Origin of the sequence: Sulfurimonas sp. (assembly GCF_014859695.1) — a bacterium.
GTDB lineage: Bacteria > Campylobacterota > Campylobacteria > Campylobacterales > Sulfurimonadaceae > Sulfurimonas.
This window is the reverse complement of sequence record NZ_JACUTS010000039.1, coordinates 1-17,531: the sequence shown is the minus strand read 5'-3', so window position 1 is coordinate 17,531 and position 17,531 is coordinate 1. Positions and strand designations below refer to the sequence as shown.

Here is a 17,531-nt window from a genome sequence, read left to right as displayed (position 1 = left end):
TAAATTTTGCAAAATCTAGCATATTTGTCCTTATGTAGCTTGTTTATATTTTATAATTGTGGTGATTATCTCTAAAAAGTGTTGAAATAATGATAAATTTATATTATTAAAGTTCTAAATCTTCCATTTCCAATAATCGAGCTCTTTTCTTAGCCTAAAGTTTCTAAGCAGATTAAGCGGCTTTTTTTTCTTAGGAATGTTTTCGCCTTCTAACATCTTCTCAACGGCTTTAAGCACTCTGTCACTTGATTTGCCGTCTATATATGGGTGAAACTGCATTACGCTTTTTTCTATATTTTCTCTGTTTATATCTAAATTATACAAGACTGACAAAATTGTTTCTTCGAGCTTGTCAATATCTTCTACGTTTATCAATTCCGGAGCATCTTTTTCTGTTTGAAAGGTTATAACAGGTTTTAGCTGGGTTAAATATTCATATATAATTGAAGATGTGTCACACAGCATTAAGTCAGATTTCTTAAAACTTTCAATCAATTCAGTTGACTCAACAAATTGCACATTTGGCAAATCTATCGATTTGTAGAGTTCTACGATACTTGAATTCATTTTTGGATGCAAAGTAATATACCAATTAAAATCATATTTTTTCATCATATCAAGAATAAGAGGATATAAAATTTTTGCTTTTGAAAATCTAGGACTAAATGTTGAAGCAAAAAAGATTGACTTTTGTTTTGAGTTCTCATCTCTTTTTTCAAGCGGAAACAGAGGGTCAAGTTTACACCAGCCGGTCTCTTCTACATTAAAAAACCCATGCTGTTTTGCAAGCTCTTGAAACTTCTGAGTCGAACTTGGACCTTGTGTGCAGTATAGGTCAAACATTCCCCTGATAATATAGTGATACAACTGCCCGTTCTTTTTTACTTTTGCGCTCGGCAAACCGTGAAAAATCTCAACTTTTAGCCCAGGAATAAATGACGGAACCACATTTCCAGGAACAAAAACTGCATCTGGTCGATAGTCAATAACTTCTTCGATACTAAACAATCTGACTTCATCTGCACGTAAACAATCCGTATTTATCTCATCCCCGTACATAAACCATTTTGCCTCATCACCTTGCATCAATATCTTCTGCTGAAGCGGTCTCAATACGGCAAAGCTGTAGTCTTGGGATACAAAAAACAGGTATCTTTTTTTCTGGGTTTTAGTCATTGTAATTACATACCTAAATCTTGAAGAGTTAAAATTTTATCACTACCAAAAACTTCATAATATTTCCTTAAATTTCTATCAAAGGCGGCTTTACTTTTGCTATTTTCAGGCACTTTAATATAGTTAATAATGCAATCGTCATATATCATATCTAGAGTAGTCAATGCTGTTGAGTAGTAGGACATAACATGCGTTGGATATATATTATTATTTAAAAAGAATAGCTCAGCAGGCATGCCAATATCTTTAACAGAAAAATATGGATTATCAAGCTTAGATAAATAATCAATTTTCTCTTTTGTTTCTCCACGGTGCGGAATATAAATCAGCTTTTTGTTATGTTTTTTTATTATACTTTCCAAACTATTACGATAAGTTGCGTCATCAATGATGTTTGTTAGTGGCTGACCTAAAAAAAATATAGTATCGTCATCTTTTTTTCCATTTTTAACATCATCTTTCAAATATAATAAATTATTTTTTATAACTTCTATCCCATTAACAGAAGGCAAATCAAAATATGTAAATAAATTAATCTTATCTCTTATCTTTATTTTTAAACCAAAAAACAAAAATCTAATTTCTTTAAAATTATATTCATTTAACTTATTGGTTTTAATATTGTTTTCATAAATCATAATAGTCATTGTTCCATCGTCCAACAAAAAAACTTTTTCTTTTTTAACATTCGCTATAACTATTTTTGGTATAACTTCTAACTTGGGGAAAAAAATATATTTATATGCATACATCTTTAAGTGTTTAACTAAATCAATATATTTTAACAAGCTTGAATGCTTACTATACTCTATATCAATTATCTCTTCCCACTCATACAAATTTCTAATCTTGTCCAACTGAGTTCTATTTGCCTCTAATGATCTATGAACTATAATTAATATATTATTTTCTAATTTAAAATTATTTATTGCTTCAATGGCATTTATTAATTGAAGTGGCGTCCCAATAATAAATAAGTTTTTCATATCTTTTTGCCTTCTGCTTTAAAATCATTATTTATTTTTACATAATCTTCTTTTTTACCCATATCTATCCAGTAATCCGTAATTTCAAAACCTTTTGTAGTTTTATTTTTATCTTTTAAAATATCAAACAAACTAGGCAGATCAAAAAATTCATCTTTTGGAACAAAGTTTAGCACTTCCGGATTCAACACATATATCCCCGTATTGATAAAAAACTCTTTTATAGGTTTTTCTTTCATGGTTATAATGTTGTTTTCAATATCTGTTTCTATCACGCCATATGGTATTTGGTAGTTATCTTTTCTTATACACATAGTAGCTGTTGCTTGTTGCTCTTTGTGATACTCCAAAAGTTTTTCATAGTCTAGCGAAGAAAGCACATCGCCATTTGTTACAAAAAACGGCGCATCAAGTTCTACGTCTATCAAACTCAAAGCCCCTCCTGTGCCCAATCTTTTTTTCTCTTCAAGATATTTTATCTCTATTCCAAACTTACTGCCATCTTCAAAATACTCTTTTACCACTTCTGCTTTATAGTTTACGCTAAGCATAAACTTTGTAAATCCATGAGAGACAAACATGTCTATAATATGCTCTACCATAGGTTTAGCACCGACTTTTAACATAGGTTTTGGGGTATCTTTAGTGAGTTCTCCGAGTCTTGTGCCTAAACCCCCTGCCATTATCACTACCCAATTTGGCTTGAGATTAAAATCTATCTCATCGAGTGTAAATATTTTTATAAACTTATTTTCATTATCTACGAGCGGAACATGTCTTCTGTGAATTTTTTTTAAATAAGTAATTATTTGGCTTTTTGATGTATCTATGCTCAGTTTATATGGATTTTTATTAATAATGTGCTCTAAATCTAGATTATTATTTAAGATTGCTTTTCTAATATCCCCATCGGTAATAAGACCAAGTAGTTTTTCATCTTCATCTACCACAGGTAATACCCCATTACCATTCAAATCTAGTAAACGAATAGCGTCATTAAACTTGGTTTGGTTGTTGAGTACTAATCTATTTTTCATTATTTCCTCTCATCAAAAACTCTATATATTTAAAATCTTCCATAGTATCTACATCCACAGAGCGAAATCTTGGCATTATATAAGCATAAGAATTATCACTATAATATTTCCCTTGCTTTATCAACTCATAATCAAAAACGAACACCGCTCCATTTGGATAATAACTCTTTTTTATCTCTTGACGATTTAAAAGTTTTTCTTCAAATATTTTTTCAAACTTCCCATCTTCTGTAATATATTTATGCCATTCTATAGGATGGTGTTCTTCCGTATAGCCAATAACGCTTTGTGCATCTTTTTGTCTAAAAAGCTCTATGGCCCCATCTATATCTTCTATGGTTCGAAGAGGCGAAGTGGGCTGTAAAACTACAAAATCCTCTATATTATAATTGAACTCGCTATTTAGTCTATCAATTGTATAGATGTAATTATCAATTGCTTTTGCGTTATCGCTAGCTAAATACTCAGGTCGCAAAAATGGGCTTTTAGCTCCATAGCTTATAGCCACTTCTTCAATCTCTTTACAATCAGTCGAGATGATGACTTCCGTAATGTATTTAGACTTCAATGCTTCTTCTATGGTATAAACTATCATTGGTTTACCAAGTAAATTTTTAATATTTTTACCCGGCAAACCTTTAGAACCACCTCTTGCTGGAACTATTGCTATCATAATTAAACAATATCCTCTTTTGTCAAAATATGGTCAAATTTCAAATCTTTATTAACAGTTCTTCCCACTACAAACTCTGTCATATCAGGGTCAAATGCTCCACCGGGTCTTTTATAGTCTATATCTTCATAGCTTATAACTTCACCTTTTTTCATCTCTCTTGTAAGCACTATACTTCTTCTAAATTCTCTTTTCTTTTCATCACTCTCTGTTGCTGTTATTCTAAATGAGCCTAGAGCTTCTGATACTCTTTTCGCATTTTCAACAATCTCTTGCATCTCATCTTTTGTCGCAGATACTTTATGATCCCATCCCTCCATGTTTTTATCAAGTGTGAAATGCTTTTCTATCAAACAAGCACCTAGCGCCACAGAAGCCAATGGTATTGCTGCACCTAAAGTATGGTCAGAAAACCCTATAGGATACTCTGGGTAAGTTGTCATAAGTGTTTTGATATTGTTTAAATGCACATCGCTATCTACAGGCGGATAAGTAGATACACAGTGCAAAATCACTATTTGACTGTTCCCTGCGTTTTCTATCGTCTTGACAGCTTTGTCTATCTCGTACAGTTCACTAAGTCCAGTCGAGATAACAATAGGCTTGCTTTTTTTTGCAAGATATTCCAGAAATGGGTAATTATTCAAATCCATTGAAGCCACTTTGATAAAAGGGCTTTCAAGCTTGTCTACCAAAAAATCAGCTTCTTCTTTACTGAAAGGTGTCGAAGTACAATCTATTTCTAATTCATCTGCAAATTTCTTCATCTCAAGCAGTTCATCTTCTGAAATAGAATAATCATCAACTATCTCTTCAAGAGTATAATCCGTTCTATCTCTATAGTCATCGGCTATAAAGTAATTATCTTCGTACTTTTTTCTTGCAAATATCGTGTTTTTACTCCAGCTTTGAAATTTTACACAGTCCGCACCGGCTTCTTTAGCTTGCACTATAAGTTTTTTGGCTAGTTCCATGTCACCATTATGATTTGCGCCTAACTCAGCTATCACATACGGTTTACAGTAGTTAAAAACCTCTTTTTTACTTGTTAATTGTATTTTCATATTTTCCATCCTTATATTAACTCCCACCAAAGAGGATTGTTTATACTTTTCATATCATCAAATTTAATGTTAGATAATCTTTTTAGCTCTAGTGAAAATTGATTACTTTTATCATTCAAATCTTTATAGTGTTTTTGTTTGACTTCTACACCTTTTTCAAAAGATGCTTTATCAAGCTTTTTAAGTCCAACAGTGTTTTGTTGATGTTGTCTATAATAACTTATCGTCTCATTTGTAAAAACTGCTTTTTTGCCTTCGATTAAGAGCATTGAAAAAAGATACCAATCAACCGCTATCAAATCATCTGGGATTGCTATTTTTCGCATACCCTTAAGCTTTATAGCTGTATTTGAAAGACCAAAAATATTTTTATCTTTTATAAATTCAAAATCAACTACTTCTAAATTTTCAAGTCTATGTGATAAATATTTCTCTTCATAAACACCACTTTCATCAAAAAGAGTTAAATCATTAACCACAATATCACACTCTTTCAAAAACTCAAGTGATTTTTCGACGCGATTTTTTTCAAAATAATCATCACTATCACCAAAAATCAAAATATCATACCCATTATCTATGCAGTAGTTTATTCCATACTCTCTATTTTTAGCAGGAGTATTAGAATAGTGGAGTTCGATTATATTCAATGTTTGATTATAAGCTGTTTTGATTTTCTCAAAATCTTTATATCCATCGTTGACAACAATTACATCAAAGTATTTATATGTTTGATTCTCTAAAGAATTAAAAAAATCATATAAATACTGCTCATTCATTGGGAATATTGTTGTTAAAAAGGCTGTGTTCATTTTACAACACTCCCGGCTTTTATAAATCCGCTTACTTCAACATACTCTTTTGAAGTCGCGTTGCTTCCGTAGAAGGTATCTTTTTTGACAACAACACCGCCGTTTACAACAGCACCGGTTGAGATATGACAGTTATCCTCTACAACAACATCATGTTCAATCAGGGCTTTTGTGTTAATGATACAATTTTTACCCACTTTTGCATTTGAATTTACTAGGGCATGATGCATAACAATTGTACCTTCATCAACATGTGCATGTTTTGAGACATAGGCAAGAGGAGAGATGATAGTGGGCAGATTGAAGCCTATTTTTTTTAATTTATCAAACACTCTAACTCTAGCCTCATTTGATTTGATTTGTCCAACTGTTATCGCCGCATTTTTACATGTAGTAAATAGAGCTTCTAGATCATCATCACTGCCGATGATTTTATATCCTAAAACATCCTGCCCGAGCAGCTCTTTTTTATCTACAATACCTACTATCTCGTATCTGTTTTGCATCTCGATTACATCTATAACAGCTCTGCAATGCCCGCCGCCGCCGATTAGAATAATCCTCTCCATTATATTCTCACGCTGCTAGGAATATTTACAACTCTCTCTTCAAGATAAGTTGCATTTGTCAAATCACCGCATTGGCACTCTTTGAACATCTCAAGTCTGTTCATAAGCGTCCAGATAGGTCTTGTCATAACGCCGTTGTTGTTTGAAAACTCCAAAAATTGGTCTCTTTCTTGTTTGTCTTTTAAAATAATTGCATTGAGCCAATAGTTTGATCTGCTACCATTTGGTTCCGTTACAAACTCTACATTTTGATTTTTGAAAAATTCTTTATACTCATCTGCTAAAACTCTTTTGTTTTGCAAAAAATTCTCAAGCTGTTCGAGTTGTGCTACCAAGAGCGCTGCATTTATATTTGGAAGTCTGTAGTTGTAGCCTACCATATCGTGAGAGTATTCCCATCTGTGAGGAATTTTGGCGGTTGTCGTGATGTGTTTTGCTTTTTTTGCCAAAGTTTCATCATTTGTGATTATGCATCCGCCGCCACCAGAAGTGATGATTTTATTTCCGTTAAAGCTGATTGCTCCCAAGAGTCCAAAAGTTCCGGTATGTCTCTCTTTATAGTAGCTTCCCAAACTCTCGGCTGCATCTTCAACCAGTGCTATATGCCAAGCGTCACAAATCTCTTTTATCTCATCGATTCTGCATGGATGACCAAAAGTGTGCATCGGGACACAAGCTTTTATGGTTTTACCGCTGGTTTTATTTCTACATCTGCTATTTACTATTTCACAATTTGCACTTAAAAACTCTTTGAGCGATTTTGGGCTCAAACCCATAGTGTCTAAATCGACATCCACAAAAACCGAAGTTGCTCCCGTATAGTCTATGGCATTGCAAGTAGCTATAAATGTCAGCGGCTGGGTTATAACTTCATCATCTCTCTCAACTCCCGCCAAAAGAAGCGATATGTGAAGTGCAGAAGTTCCGTTTGTGGTCGCAACTGCATACTTCGCTCCTGTGAATTCTGCAATTTTCTTCTCAAATTCATCTACAAACTTGCCGACGGAAGAGACGAAAGTGCTGTCAATGCACTCATTTAGATATAGTTTTTCATTTCCGACAAATCTGGGTTCATGCAGTGGAATAAACTCTTTAGTTTTAAAGGTATTTTGAATAAAATCTACAATTTTTTGCATCTTTTTATTTTCCTATCTTTTTTACTGATGGATTATTTAATAATGATTTCATCTGAGATATTGCCATGCTATTTAATACAATTAGTCTATCGGATTGTGACATGCCTTGTTTGATTAATTCAGCATTTACACTTTCCATATTTGACAAAATTATTAATTGTTCTACGCTTGCATAATCCCTTATATTTCCTTCTTTATCACTATTCTCTTCTCGCCACTCTTTGGCTGTCATACTAAATAATGCCATATTTAAAACATCGGCTTCATTTGCATACACAAAACTATTCTTTGGTTTTGATAGTATAGTTGGCATGAGATGTTCTTTTATGGCATCAGTATGGATTTTATAATTTATTCTAGAAAGGCTTCTGCTCAAATCCCACTCTAATGATTTGTTTTCTATCTCTTCATTTTTAAGTCTTTGAAACTCTTTTATAAGAAATAGTTTGAACTCTGCACTTATCCAACTAGCAAACTCAAAAGCTACATCTTTATGTGCAAATGTACCGCCATATCTGCCAGTTTTACTTATGATACCAATAGCATTTGTACTGTTTATCCATTGTTTTGGAGTAAGAATAAAACTATTTATCCCTGATTTATTTTTAATTCCATCGAATTCGATGGAATTAAAATTGTCATTATTAATCTTCTCCCATAATCCTAAAAATTCAATGGTTTCTCTGTTTCTCATCCAATTTTGAAGAATATAATCACTTCTATCACTATCTTTATATCTTGCTATATCGGTAAGAGAAATGAAGTCCTCTTTTTCATGTTGGCGAATAGAGATTAAAGCTTCTTGAACCATAAGTTTATTTTTCATTACATCTTCCCATCAAGATATTTACCCGTCTCTTTATGCCCAAAATCAGGAATCATTTTAAAAAACAGCTCAACTATCTGCTCTTTGGTCCACTCTCTGTTTGTTTTCATGCTGCTTATTTTATCTCTAAACTCATTTAAAAGTTCTTCATCAAAGATTGCTTCATTTTTTATAATGCCCAAGTTCTCAAATCTATTCATATCAAGCGTCTCTTTATCGGTAAAAAACTCCTCAAAATCTTTCTCTCCGGTTGTGTCGCTTGCAGTGAAAAGGCAAGGCCATTTTCCTTCTGCAGGCAAAGTTTTTGAGAGCTCTCTTGCTTCATCTTCATCTCTGCAAAGATATGGCTCATACCCTTTTTCTTTGAGATACTTGACTGCAATATCCGCAAAAGTTATCAGATGCAAATCTTCACTTAGTTTTGGAAAAAATATATCACGATTCTCTCCAAATATACAACTCATCAAACAAAGTTCACCACTCTCTTGCGGAGTTACAAAGTATCTTTTTATATCGTTTGGTGCTACGATGGGCTGATTTTTTTCTAGGCGTTGGTTAAATCCATGAAGAAGACTCCCGTCGCTAAAAGCAACATTCGCAAATCTAGCCATTGAGACATTGATTTGTTTTGACTTACGCATAACAAACATCTCCATAATACGTTTGCTCGCTCCCATCATATTTACAGGGTTTGCCGCTTTGTCCGTGCTTACGCAGAAGTATTTTTTAACTCCGTTTTCAATTGATTGTGCAAGTGTTTTATCGGTGTTGAAAATATTTACATCACACATGCGCATAAGAGTAAAAGGGTCTTTTTCACTTCTTACATGTTTAAGAGCAGATAGGTTCAAAACATAGTCATACTTGCCGTCAGCTTTTATAAAGGCATCGTACTCAACTGAACCGACATCAAGTGCAAACGTTTGAAAATCACCGTTTATATAACCAAAACTGCTTCTTATGTCACGGACAAGTTCAACCATGTTGTTTTCGGAAATATCAACCACATGCAGTTTTTTAGGATGGCGTTTAAATATCTCTTTTGTAACAGCTTGACCGATAGAACCGGCTCCTCCGATAACTAAAAATGAAGAGTTTGACACAATGTCGGAAAGCTTGTTTTCGTGCTTTTGTATATCATCTAAAAAAAGCTCTTTTTCTCTGCCTATTAGTTTTAATGTTTTATTCATCTGCCCAAATTCCTCTCTACTCTTCAAACTGTCCTGCCAATCTCTGATAAACTTCACAACTCTCTAAGAGTTCACTATGTTTTCCGCTTGCTATAATTTTGCCTTTTTGCATAACTAAAATCTTATCTGCATTTTTAATCGTGCCCAATCTATGTGCGATTGTTATCGTGATTTTATCTTTTGTGTACTCATCAAGAGCGATCTGGATTCTTTTTTCACTCTCGTTATCCAAAGCCGATGTTGCTTCATCGAAAATAATAACCGAGGAGTGTTTGTAGATGGCTCTTGCAATTGCCACTCTTTGTCTCTGTCCGCCCGAGAGATTTGAGCCGTACTCCTCCATTTTTGTGTGTATCCCGTTCTCCAAAGAAGTTACAAAATCATAAGCATCCGCAAGTTTCAGAGCTTCTATGACTCTTGTTTCGTCAACCTCTTGCCCATAAGCAACGTTAGCTGCAAGGGTATCTTGGAAGATATAGATTCTCTGCGTTACAAGCGAGATGTGGTGTTTGAGTGAATCTTGCGTAAACTCTCTTATGTTTGTACCGTTTACTAAAACTTCGCCGCTATCGGGGTCATAAAAACGCAAAAGCATGTTTATGAATGTACTTTTCCCGCCTCCGCTGTCTCCGACGAGCGCTATATTTTCGCCCTGTTTTATCTCGACACTTACATCATCCAAAGCGTAAAAGTCATCATACTTTAGTTTTACATGCCTGAACTCTACATGCGTGATATCATCTTCTAAAACTTTTGGTCCGTCTACTATTTTATTTTCTCTATCAAGCAGCTCAAAAACTCTCTCACTTGCGGCTAGTGCATCTTGTATATTTGAGTAAATTGACCCTATACGGCGTATAGGCTGAAAGACCAGTCCTACTGCAGTTAAAAAAGCAGTAAATTCGCCGACTGTCATGTTGTTATTGTAAACTTCTTTTCCGCCGACAAAAATAACAGCTGCAAGTCCTATGGCTCCAACAATCTCCATCATAGGTGAAACTATTGTTCCGACATAAACCGACTTCATATTTATCTTAAAAAACTGCCAATTTTGAACGCCAAAGCGCTCCATTTCAAACTTCCCAGTTGCATTTGCTTTTATGATTTCACTATTGTTAAAGACTTCTGTGAGCCTTGTGACAACGTCGGCATTTTTCTCTTGTGAACGGCGAGAGTACTTTTTAAGTTTTTTAGCTATTAAAATAATTGGATAGACAATAACCGGGAGAACAACCAGGGAGTAAAAAGCCAAAAGCGGATTTAAGTAAATAGTGTACCCTACAAGGGCGATGACAGTCAGACTTTCACTCAAAAGATCTGGAAGCATTTTTGACACAAAATATCGAATACGGTCTATATCGCTTGTGACCCTAGATATAAGTTCGCCGCTGCGATTTAAATATAAAAAACTCATGTCTAGATTTATCATTTTATCAAGCAACATCTCACGAAATCTTGTGATTACATGTTGACCGATATAGTTCATGTAAACAGTCTGGACATATCTGCCTATTGCCTTAAATAGATATATTCCAATCAAGCCAAAAGGGATTAGATAAAGCATCTCCTCTTTTTTGGCAATAAACATCTCATCCATCAAAGGCTTCATAATATGCGCCGTTGCAGCAGTGGCACTGACCGTCAGGAGTATCCCGATAAAAACTAAAAAATATTGCAGTTTATAATCTTTTAGATATGGCAGATAGCGTTTAAAAATTTTTCTCAATAATTATTTCCAGTCTTTATTTTCTGGCGTATTTTATCCAAAAAAGAAAAACATCTTGAATATTATCTTGTTTTCATCAATAGTTATGTAGAATTCGTTTATGAAAATATGTATCGTAAAACTATCAGCCATGGGGGACATCATTCACGCGATGGTAGCCTTGCAATTTATAAAAAAAGAGATCCCCGATGCTCAAATAGACTGGGTGGTTGAGAGTGGATTTAAGGGTGTGTTAGAGAACAATCCGCATATAGATAATATCCTGCCCATAAATCTGAAGTCCATAAAAAAGAAAAAAAGTGAGATTTTCAATCAATACAAAATTTTAAAAAGCTACTCAAAAAACAACTACGATATTGTCATCGATGCTCAAGGACTTTTAAAGTCGGCTATTGTCTCTAGAATCATAGGGGCAAAAACTATTGCAGGATTTGATAAAGAGTCAATTCGAGAGGGTATTGCATCTCTTTTTTACAACAAAAAAGTCCATATTGCGTATGACGCAAACACGATTGACAGAAATGCGACCGTCATCTGTGAGCCGCTCGGAGTAGAAGTTACAAACAAAAAAATCACAAATAAAGAGAAGTTTTTATTTTCAGCTTCACATGTAAAAAATCTTCTTGATGTTTTCAACCTCTTTGTCATTGGCTCTACATGGGAGAGCAGAAACTACCCAAAAGAGAAGTTTGTAGAGATTGCCGAAGCTTTAAAAACAGAAACTTACATAGTTTGGGGAAGCGAAGATGAGCATCAAAAAGCACTCTGGATGCAGGAGCAGTCTGAGTTTTTACATATACTTTCTCGCGGCTCTTTGGATGAGTTAAAGTATGTTATATCAAAATGTTCTCTGCTTATAGGAAACGATACGGGACCTACTCACATGGCATGGGGACTAAACATACCGTCCATCACCATTTTCGGTCCGACTCCGACAAACCGAGTCTATGTAACACCTATAAACAGAGTCATTAAATCAAAAAGTGAAGTAAACCACTACAAACTGAACAAAAACGACTTTTCTATTTGCGAGATAGAAGCAGACGAAATTGTAAAAATTGCAAAGAAACTTTTGCCGTGAACACATACTTGCATAAAATAATCGAGTTTAAAAACATAACCATAAGTAACTACATAAACTATAGCTTTGTTCTATACGCTTTTTTACTCCCGATTTCAAGAGGTGCCATATCGATACTCTCAGCTTTGCTATTTGTTTTATGGCTATTTTCTGGTAACTTTAACAAAAAAATAGAGTTTATCAAATCAAATAATGTCATCTTGTATTTCTTTGCTTTTGTAGGTTTTAGTTTACTATCTCTTTTTTGGTCTGACGATGCTGCCAACGGCTTAGCATACATTAGAAAGTATTGGTATTTTTTAGTTATTTTAGTCATTGCCACAACAGTCCAAAAAAAGTTTATTGAATACGCAATCTCTGCTTTTTTAGCCGGTATGCTTATAAGTGAAGGTCTCTCGTACAGCATATTTTTCGAACTTATTCAGTGGAAGCATGGAAGCCCCATCGATCCGACTCCGTTTATGAATCATCTTCAGTACTCTATGTTTTTAACATTTACATCTCTCCTACTTCTCAACAGATTTTTTTATGAAGAGCAGTTAAAATGGAAAATTCTTTATTTTCTGTACTTTTTGCTTGTTACATCAAATCTATTTTTAAATGGTGGCAGAACAGGACATCTTGCATTTGCCGTATCTATATTTGTTGTTGGATTTTTAAATATAAAAAATAAACTTTTAGCATTTTTTAGTATGTTGGCTTTGGTTGTATCAATATTTTATACTGCTTATCATGTCAGTCCTGTTTTTAAAACAAGATTTGATGCCTCTGTTACTGAAGCAGAAAAAATTACTAACGAAGGAACATTCTGCGGTTCATTTGGCTCAAGACTTGGATTGTGGATTGTTGGTAGTGAAATATTTTTGGACAACCCAATAATTGGCTCTGGAGTTATTAAAAGTATGGATGAGATGAGAAATCGTGTTAAAGAGTCTCATCCAGATAAGAATTGTATTTCTCATCTGCCAAGCTACCACAATATTTATGTACAAAGTGCTGTGCATTTGGGAGTAATAGGACTATTTTTATATCTAATGATTTTTTATAGCATCTTAAAATTAAAAATTGAGGATAGATACTATTTTAATTTAATGATTATTTTCGTGAGTGTGTACTCTGTTTCAAGCTTAGTAGAAACCATGTTCCATGAGCAGTTTTCAGCTGCTCTTCTTGCTCTATTTACCGGAATTTTTATAGCCCAAAACAGGATAGAAAATGAAGCTTAATTTTTTTAAATGCAAAACAAAGGAACCTTTATGAACATACTAGTATTAACGCCGACCGGAAACTCGTTCAACAGCTTAAGGCCCGAAGCAGAAATCTATATCTCTTTGTCAAAAGCAGGTCACAATATAACTGTAATGACAAGTAAAGACGGCAAATACACCTCTAAATATCTTGAGAATAATATAGAGATCGTTGACGCTTCCCATAAAGAAAAACTAAGTTTAAAAACAATCAAAAAAGTTAGAGAAATAATTAAAAATAAGAATATAGATATAGTTTATGCAACTAGCTCAAGAACTATCCCAAATGCTGCTTTTTCCTGTATAGGTACAAAAGCAAAGCTGGTTGCATATCGAGGCACAACCGGCGGACTATACCGTCACGACCCTACCTCATATCTAAATATTTTGCATCCTAGAGTGAATGGCGTCATATGTGTTTCAGAGGCTATAAACAGGCATGTGTCCAAACAAGTTTTCTCAACCTCATCAAAAAAAATTATAACAATACATAAAGGTCATGATGTAAACTGGTACAACCAACACCCTTTAAATCTAGAAGAGTTTGGCACAAATACAAAAAATTTTAACATCGCTTTTGTAGCAAATGTCAGAGCGCATAAAGGACTGATTTACGCTATAAAAGCAGCTCATGATTTGGCTGATATTAAAGATTTGCATATTTTACTGATTGGCAGCAAGATTTCTGAGGAACCTTACCTGTCCTTGATTCAAAACAGCGGGATGAAGGAACGGATACATGTCACAGGATACAGACACGATGTACCGGAAATATTGGCGGCATGCGATTTGTTGATTCATCCATCTATACGCAAGGAAGGCTTGCCTCGCGTAGTTCTTGAGTCAATAGCTTCAGGAACTCCTGTTATCGCATCTGCGAACGAAGGAAGTATGGAGATTATTGATGATGGATATAACGGATACATTGTTCCCATTAAAGATTCAAAAGCGATAGCGGATAGAGTAAGAGAGCTTTACAACTCTCCGGAAAAACTTAAAATGTTATCCAACAACTGCATAAAGAAGATAGAAAATGAGATGTCCCACAAAACTACGGTTGAAAAATATATTAAATATTTTGAGTCACTGATAGAGAGTTGAAAATTATTTTTTTTGACAATTTAGAAACTGTTTCAAATACTTATAGAACCTTCTGTTGGCGTTTGAGACAGCCACTGTAAACCCAACCCAACCGTTTAAAAAATAGAATCTCAATATATATGTCTGAAAAAACGCAAAAAATGCCTTTGCTATAACTAGCGAAAAGTAGCACATTTTCTTATCTTTGGCAGCCAAATCCGTATATTTTATTGTCTTATAAAGCGTCTGATTTATATCTGTTATATTTAAGTGCTTAAAGCTGTTTTTTAAAACTATTTTTTTATTATACTCATGCACTTGTACCTTCTCGTGCACAAGACTATCGTCGAATAAATTTTTTTCTCTGTTGTACAATCTGACAATATGGTCCCTACTTACAGTTTTATGCCCTAAAAAGTAGTTATCTCTAATGAGAACAAAGAGGTTGTTTTTATTGTTTAAATCTTGCTGCAAGATTTCATCCACAAGCTTATCGTTTAGTATCTCATCACTATCCAAAGAGAGTATCCAATCATTTGAAGAGTATGTTGCCGCCCTATTTTTTGTCGGACCAAAACCAATAAATTCCCCATAAATAATTTTAACATTTTCATAGTTTTTGGCAATATTCTCAGTGTTATCACTAGAATCATTGAGATATAAAACCACCTCTTTAAAACGAACCAAACTATCCAAACATTCGGTAATCGTCTCCTGGGCATTTTTTGCCATTATTACAACAGAGATAGTATCAATCAACAACTTTTCTACCTTTTAAACGCTTTTTAAAATTTTTTATATTTTTATGCTTTTTGGAAAAGTGTATAGCTTTTTGCAAGCAAAATCTTCTATCTTCTGTCATAAATTCTAAGTAGGCATCTATGATGATTTTCAAATCGCTATCATTAGCCCAGAGTTGTGAAAAATTCTTTAATCTATCATCAATACCCAGCTCTTTAAACTCCATTCTGTTTATATCAACAATCTTAAATATATACCTATTATCTTCTCTCTTAATTAATATATTTCCGGGTGAGTAGTCTTTATGTAAAATACTTTTTTCATGCAAGCCAAATGTAAACTTTGAAAACTCAGCAAATATAGCTTCTCTATTGTCAAATTTTTCATCAAGCAAAACTTCCCTAATTGAAAAATCATAGTCAAATTTTTCACTGACAAAATAACTATCATACAGAAGTCCAAATTTTTTAAACTCTATATAGCCGATAGCTCTTGGAACAAAATCTGAAATTTTAAGACTATTGTAATATGACTTTCTTGCTTTGGTATCTCTAAAAAATGTATAAACTATTTTGTTAAATAAATTTGGTATTTTAAACGCTTTAACGACAAGATTTTTATCTTTAAAATCGATTATTTTGATTTCATTTCTTGCTTTATGAATTGAGTTTTTGGAATTTTTAAAGTAAATTCTAATCTCTTGAAGTAGCTTTATATAATCTTTGCTTATTGATTTTAGTTTCACACTGCTCCAAATCACTTATTAATCATTATTTCAGTGCATTTTATCTTAAAAAGGCTATAATTCGCCTTATGAAACAGCCATATAAGTGGGATAACTACTCCGATCAGCCATATCCATTACAAGATAAAAACTACAAAAGAGAGATGAGAAAAAGGCAGATTGGTTCGCTGCTGAAAACTTTTCTTGTTTCGCTTTTTGTATTGCCGCTCTCCATTGTTATGACACCTTTTGTCAAAAGAAAAAAGATAGATTCAAATGAGTTTTTCTGCATAGGTGTTGATTTTGAACGCAATCCAAAAGAGAGTTTGGAGATGATAGAAGAACTCGGCGCGACAAGGATTTTGCTTCGCATAAAACTTTGGGAGATACAAAAACTCCCGCTTTTAAAAGAGTTTATACTCTCATGTAGAGATAAAAAAGTAACGCTCAAAATTCTTCAAGACAGGGAACATGTAGAAGATTTGTCACTTTTACAAAAAGATTTGGAGACAATTTTTGCCTCGTTAAATCAACATGTAGATATTTTTGAAATCGGCTCGACAATCAACAGAGCAAAATGGGGATTCTTCAGCGTTGATGAGTACAGCCGTTTTTATAAAGTCGCCTACGATTTAAAAATATCAAAATTTCCTCATGTAAAGCTTATAGGAAGTGGCGTTATAGACTTTGAGTACCACTTTAGCGCTCATTCGCTTTTTAATCTTTACAACTACAAGTATGACGGCATCTCATCCCTTTTATATGTAGATAGACGTGGCGCGCCTGAAAATATGCAGATGGGTTTTAACTTGCAGGACAAAATCTCGCTTCTTAGCACAATGGTCTGGCTAAGTCCAAAAAGCAATCATAAGCTACACATTACAGAGACAAACTGGCCCATTAGCGGCACTGCACCGTACGCTCCTACCAGCGAGTACGAGTGTGTTAGCGAAGAACTTTATAGCGACTACATGTTACGATACTATCTGCTTGCTCTTGCCTCACAGCAGGTCGACTCTGTTTCGTGGCATCAGCTAATAGCTCCAGGTTATGGGCTTGTTGACAATAGAGAGGGCATCAAAAAACGCTCTGCTTATACAACATACAAATTTATGGTGCAAAATCTAAAAAACTCTCAATTTTTACGGCTTGATATAAAACGTGGGTATCATATTCTTCAGTTTTTAGTGGACAATGTGCTTCTTCAAATCCACTGGTCGCTCAAGCCGACAACACTAAAAAATGAAGATTTTTTCACGGTTTTTTCTCATGAAGGAGAGAGGATAGAGAGCCAAACGCTAAACATAGGCTCATCGCCGCTCTATATATATGTAAAAGACAGCGTATAACTTTATATAAAAAAGTTAAATTTAGCCAAAGGAGTCACTTCCTATGGCGCTAAAACAAACTAAAACAGAAATTTCAGACCAAAATAAACAGAATCGTTATACTCTACGTCTCTT

General features: G+C 34.0%; 17 protein-coding genes. 4 read left to right on the top strand and 13 right to left on the bottom strand.

Features of this window, described 5'->3' with window-relative positions; all coding sequences use genetic code 11:
- Window positions 1-114: 114 nt before the first annotated feature.
- Genes IBX42_RS07830 through IBX42_RS07780 form a run of 11 tightly spaced genes read right to left on the bottom strand, consistent with a single transcriptional unit; the run spans window position 115 to window position 11,195 of the window.
- Window positions 115-1,176: a CDP-glycerol glycerophosphotransferase family protein gene (locus IBX42_RS07830; RefSeq protein WP_294931306.1), complete on the bottom strand. Its 1,062-nt coding sequence runs from the start codon at window positions 1,174-1,176 to the stop codon at window positions 115-117.
- A gap of 5 nt (window positions 1,177-1,181) precedes the next feature.
- Window positions 1,182-2,162 carry a polysialyltransferase family glycosyltransferase gene (locus IBX42_RS07825; RefSeq protein WP_294931303.1) on the bottom strand — a complete coding sequence of 327 codons (981 nt, stop codon included), beginning with the start codon at window positions 2,160-2,162 and terminating at the stop codon, window positions 1,182-1,184.
- Window positions 2,159-3,199 carry a nucleotidyltransferase family protein gene (locus IBX42_RS07820; protein ID WP_294931300.1) on the bottom strand — a complete coding sequence of 347 codons (1,041 nt, stop codon included), beginning with the start codon at window positions 3,197-3,199 and terminating at the stop codon, window positions 2,159-2,161. The genes IBX42_RS07825 and IBX42_RS07820 overlap by 4 nt, the downstream gene beginning before the upstream one ends.
- Window positions 3,189-3,872, bottom strand: coding sequence for an acylneuraminate cytidylyltransferase family protein (locus IBX42_RS07815; RefSeq protein ID WP_294931297.1), 684 nt, complete (start codon window positions 3,870-3,872; stop codon window positions 3,189-3,191). The genes IBX42_RS07820 and IBX42_RS07815 overlap by 11 nt, the downstream gene beginning before the upstream one ends.
- 2 nt (window positions 3,873-3,874) lie before the next feature.
- Window positions 3,875-4,936: an N-acetylneuraminate synthase family protein gene (locus IBX42_RS07810; protein ID WP_294931294.1), complete on the bottom strand. Its 1,062-nt coding sequence runs from the start codon at window positions 4,934-4,936 to the stop codon at window positions 3,875-3,877.
- Window positions 4,937-4,947: 11 nt separating this feature from the next.
- Window positions 4,948-5,748: a glycosyltransferase gene (locus IBX42_RS07805; RefSeq protein WP_294931291.1), complete on the bottom strand. Its 801-nt coding sequence runs from the start codon at window positions 5,746-5,748 to the stop codon at window positions 4,948-4,950.
- On the bottom strand, window positions 5,745-6,317 hold the full coding sequence (locus IBX42_RS07800) for a NeuD/PglB/VioB family sugar acetyltransferase (protein ID WP_365943516.1): 573 nt from the start codon (window positions 6,315-6,317) through the stop codon (window positions 5,745-5,747). Before IBX42_RS07800 ends, IBX42_RS07805 begins: the two co-directional genes overlap by 4 nt.
- Window positions 6,317-7,453: a LegC family aminotransferase gene (locus IBX42_RS07795; RefSeq protein ID WP_294931288.1), complete on the bottom strand. Its 1,137-nt coding sequence runs from the start codon at window positions 7,451-7,453 to the stop codon at window positions 6,317-6,319. Before IBX42_RS07795 ends, IBX42_RS07800 begins: the two co-directional genes overlap by 1 nt.
- 4 nt (window positions 7,454-7,457) lie before the next feature.
- Complete coding sequence (locus IBX42_RS07790) at window positions 7,458-8,279, bottom strand: KilA-N domain-containing protein (RefSeq protein ID WP_294931285.1); 822 nt, start codon at window positions 8,277-8,279, stop codon at window positions 7,458-7,460.
- Window positions 8,279-9,469, bottom strand: a complete 1,191-nt coding sequence (locus tag IBX42_RS07785; protein ID WP_294931282.1) for a UDP-N-acetylglucosamine 4,6-dehydratase — start codon at window positions 9,467-9,469, stop codon at window positions 8,279-8,281. Before IBX42_RS07785 ends, IBX42_RS07790 begins: the two co-directional genes overlap by 1 nt.
- Window positions 9,470-9,485: 16 nt before the next feature.
- Window positions 9,486-11,195: an ABC transporter transmembrane domain-containing protein gene (locus IBX42_RS07780; protein ID WP_294931279.1), complete on the bottom strand. Its 1,710-nt coding sequence runs from the start codon at window positions 11,193-11,195 to the stop codon at window positions 9,486-9,488.
- Window positions 11,196-11,295: 100 nt separating this feature from the next.
- On the opposite strand from IBX42_RS07780, the gene waaC reads away from it, so the two are divergent.
- Genes waaC through IBX42_RS07765 form a run of 3 tightly spaced genes read left to right on the top strand, consistent with a single transcriptional unit; the run spans window position 11,296 to window position 14,624 of the window.
- Window positions 11,296-12,276 (top strand): lipopolysaccharide heptosyltransferase I, encoded by a 981-nt coding sequence (gene waaC, locus IBX42_RS07775; RefSeq protein ID WP_294931276.1) that lies wholly within the window; start codon window positions 11,296-11,298, stop codon window positions 12,274-12,276.
- Window positions 12,273-13,502 (top strand): O-antigen ligase family protein, encoded by a 1,230-nt coding sequence (locus IBX42_RS07770; protein WP_294931273.1) that lies wholly within the window; start codon window positions 12,273-12,275, stop codon window positions 13,500-13,502. Before waaC ends, IBX42_RS07770 begins: the two co-directional genes overlap by 4 nt.
- 30 nt (window positions 13,503-13,532) lie before the next feature.
- Window positions 13,533-14,624 (top strand): glycosyltransferase family 4 protein, encoded by a 1,092-nt coding sequence (locus IBX42_RS07765; protein ID WP_294931270.1) that lies wholly within the window; start codon window positions 13,533-13,535, stop codon window positions 14,622-14,624.
- A gap of 3 nt (window positions 14,625-14,627) precedes the next feature.
- On the opposite strand, the gene IBX42_RS07760 is transcribed toward IBX42_RS07765, so the two are convergent.
- Both IBX42_RS07760 and IBX42_RS07755 read right to left on the bottom strand, forming a co-directional pair.
- Entirely contained in the window at window positions 14,628-15,365 is a 738-nt protein-coding gene (locus IBX42_RS07760; protein ID WP_294931267.1) for a glycosyltransferase family 2 protein, read from the bottom strand.
- The gene (locus IBX42_RS07755; RefSeq protein WP_294931264.1) at window positions 15,355-16,089 is read right to left on the bottom strand and encodes a hypothetical protein; all 735 of its coding nucleotides are present in this window, start codon (window positions 16,087-16,089) and stop codon (window positions 15,355-15,357) included. Before IBX42_RS07755 ends, IBX42_RS07760 begins: the two co-directional genes overlap by 11 nt.
- A 68-nt stretch (window positions 16,090-16,157) precedes the next feature.
- Between IBX42_RS07755 and IBX42_RS07750 the strand changes: the two genes are divergently transcribed.
- On the top strand, window positions 16,158-17,417 hold the full coding sequence (locus IBX42_RS07750; protein ID WP_294931261.1) for a glycosyl hydrolase: 1,260 nt from the start codon (window positions 16,158-16,160) through the stop codon (window positions 17,415-17,417).
- The last annotated feature ends 114 nt before the right edge of the window (window positions 17,418-17,531 follow it).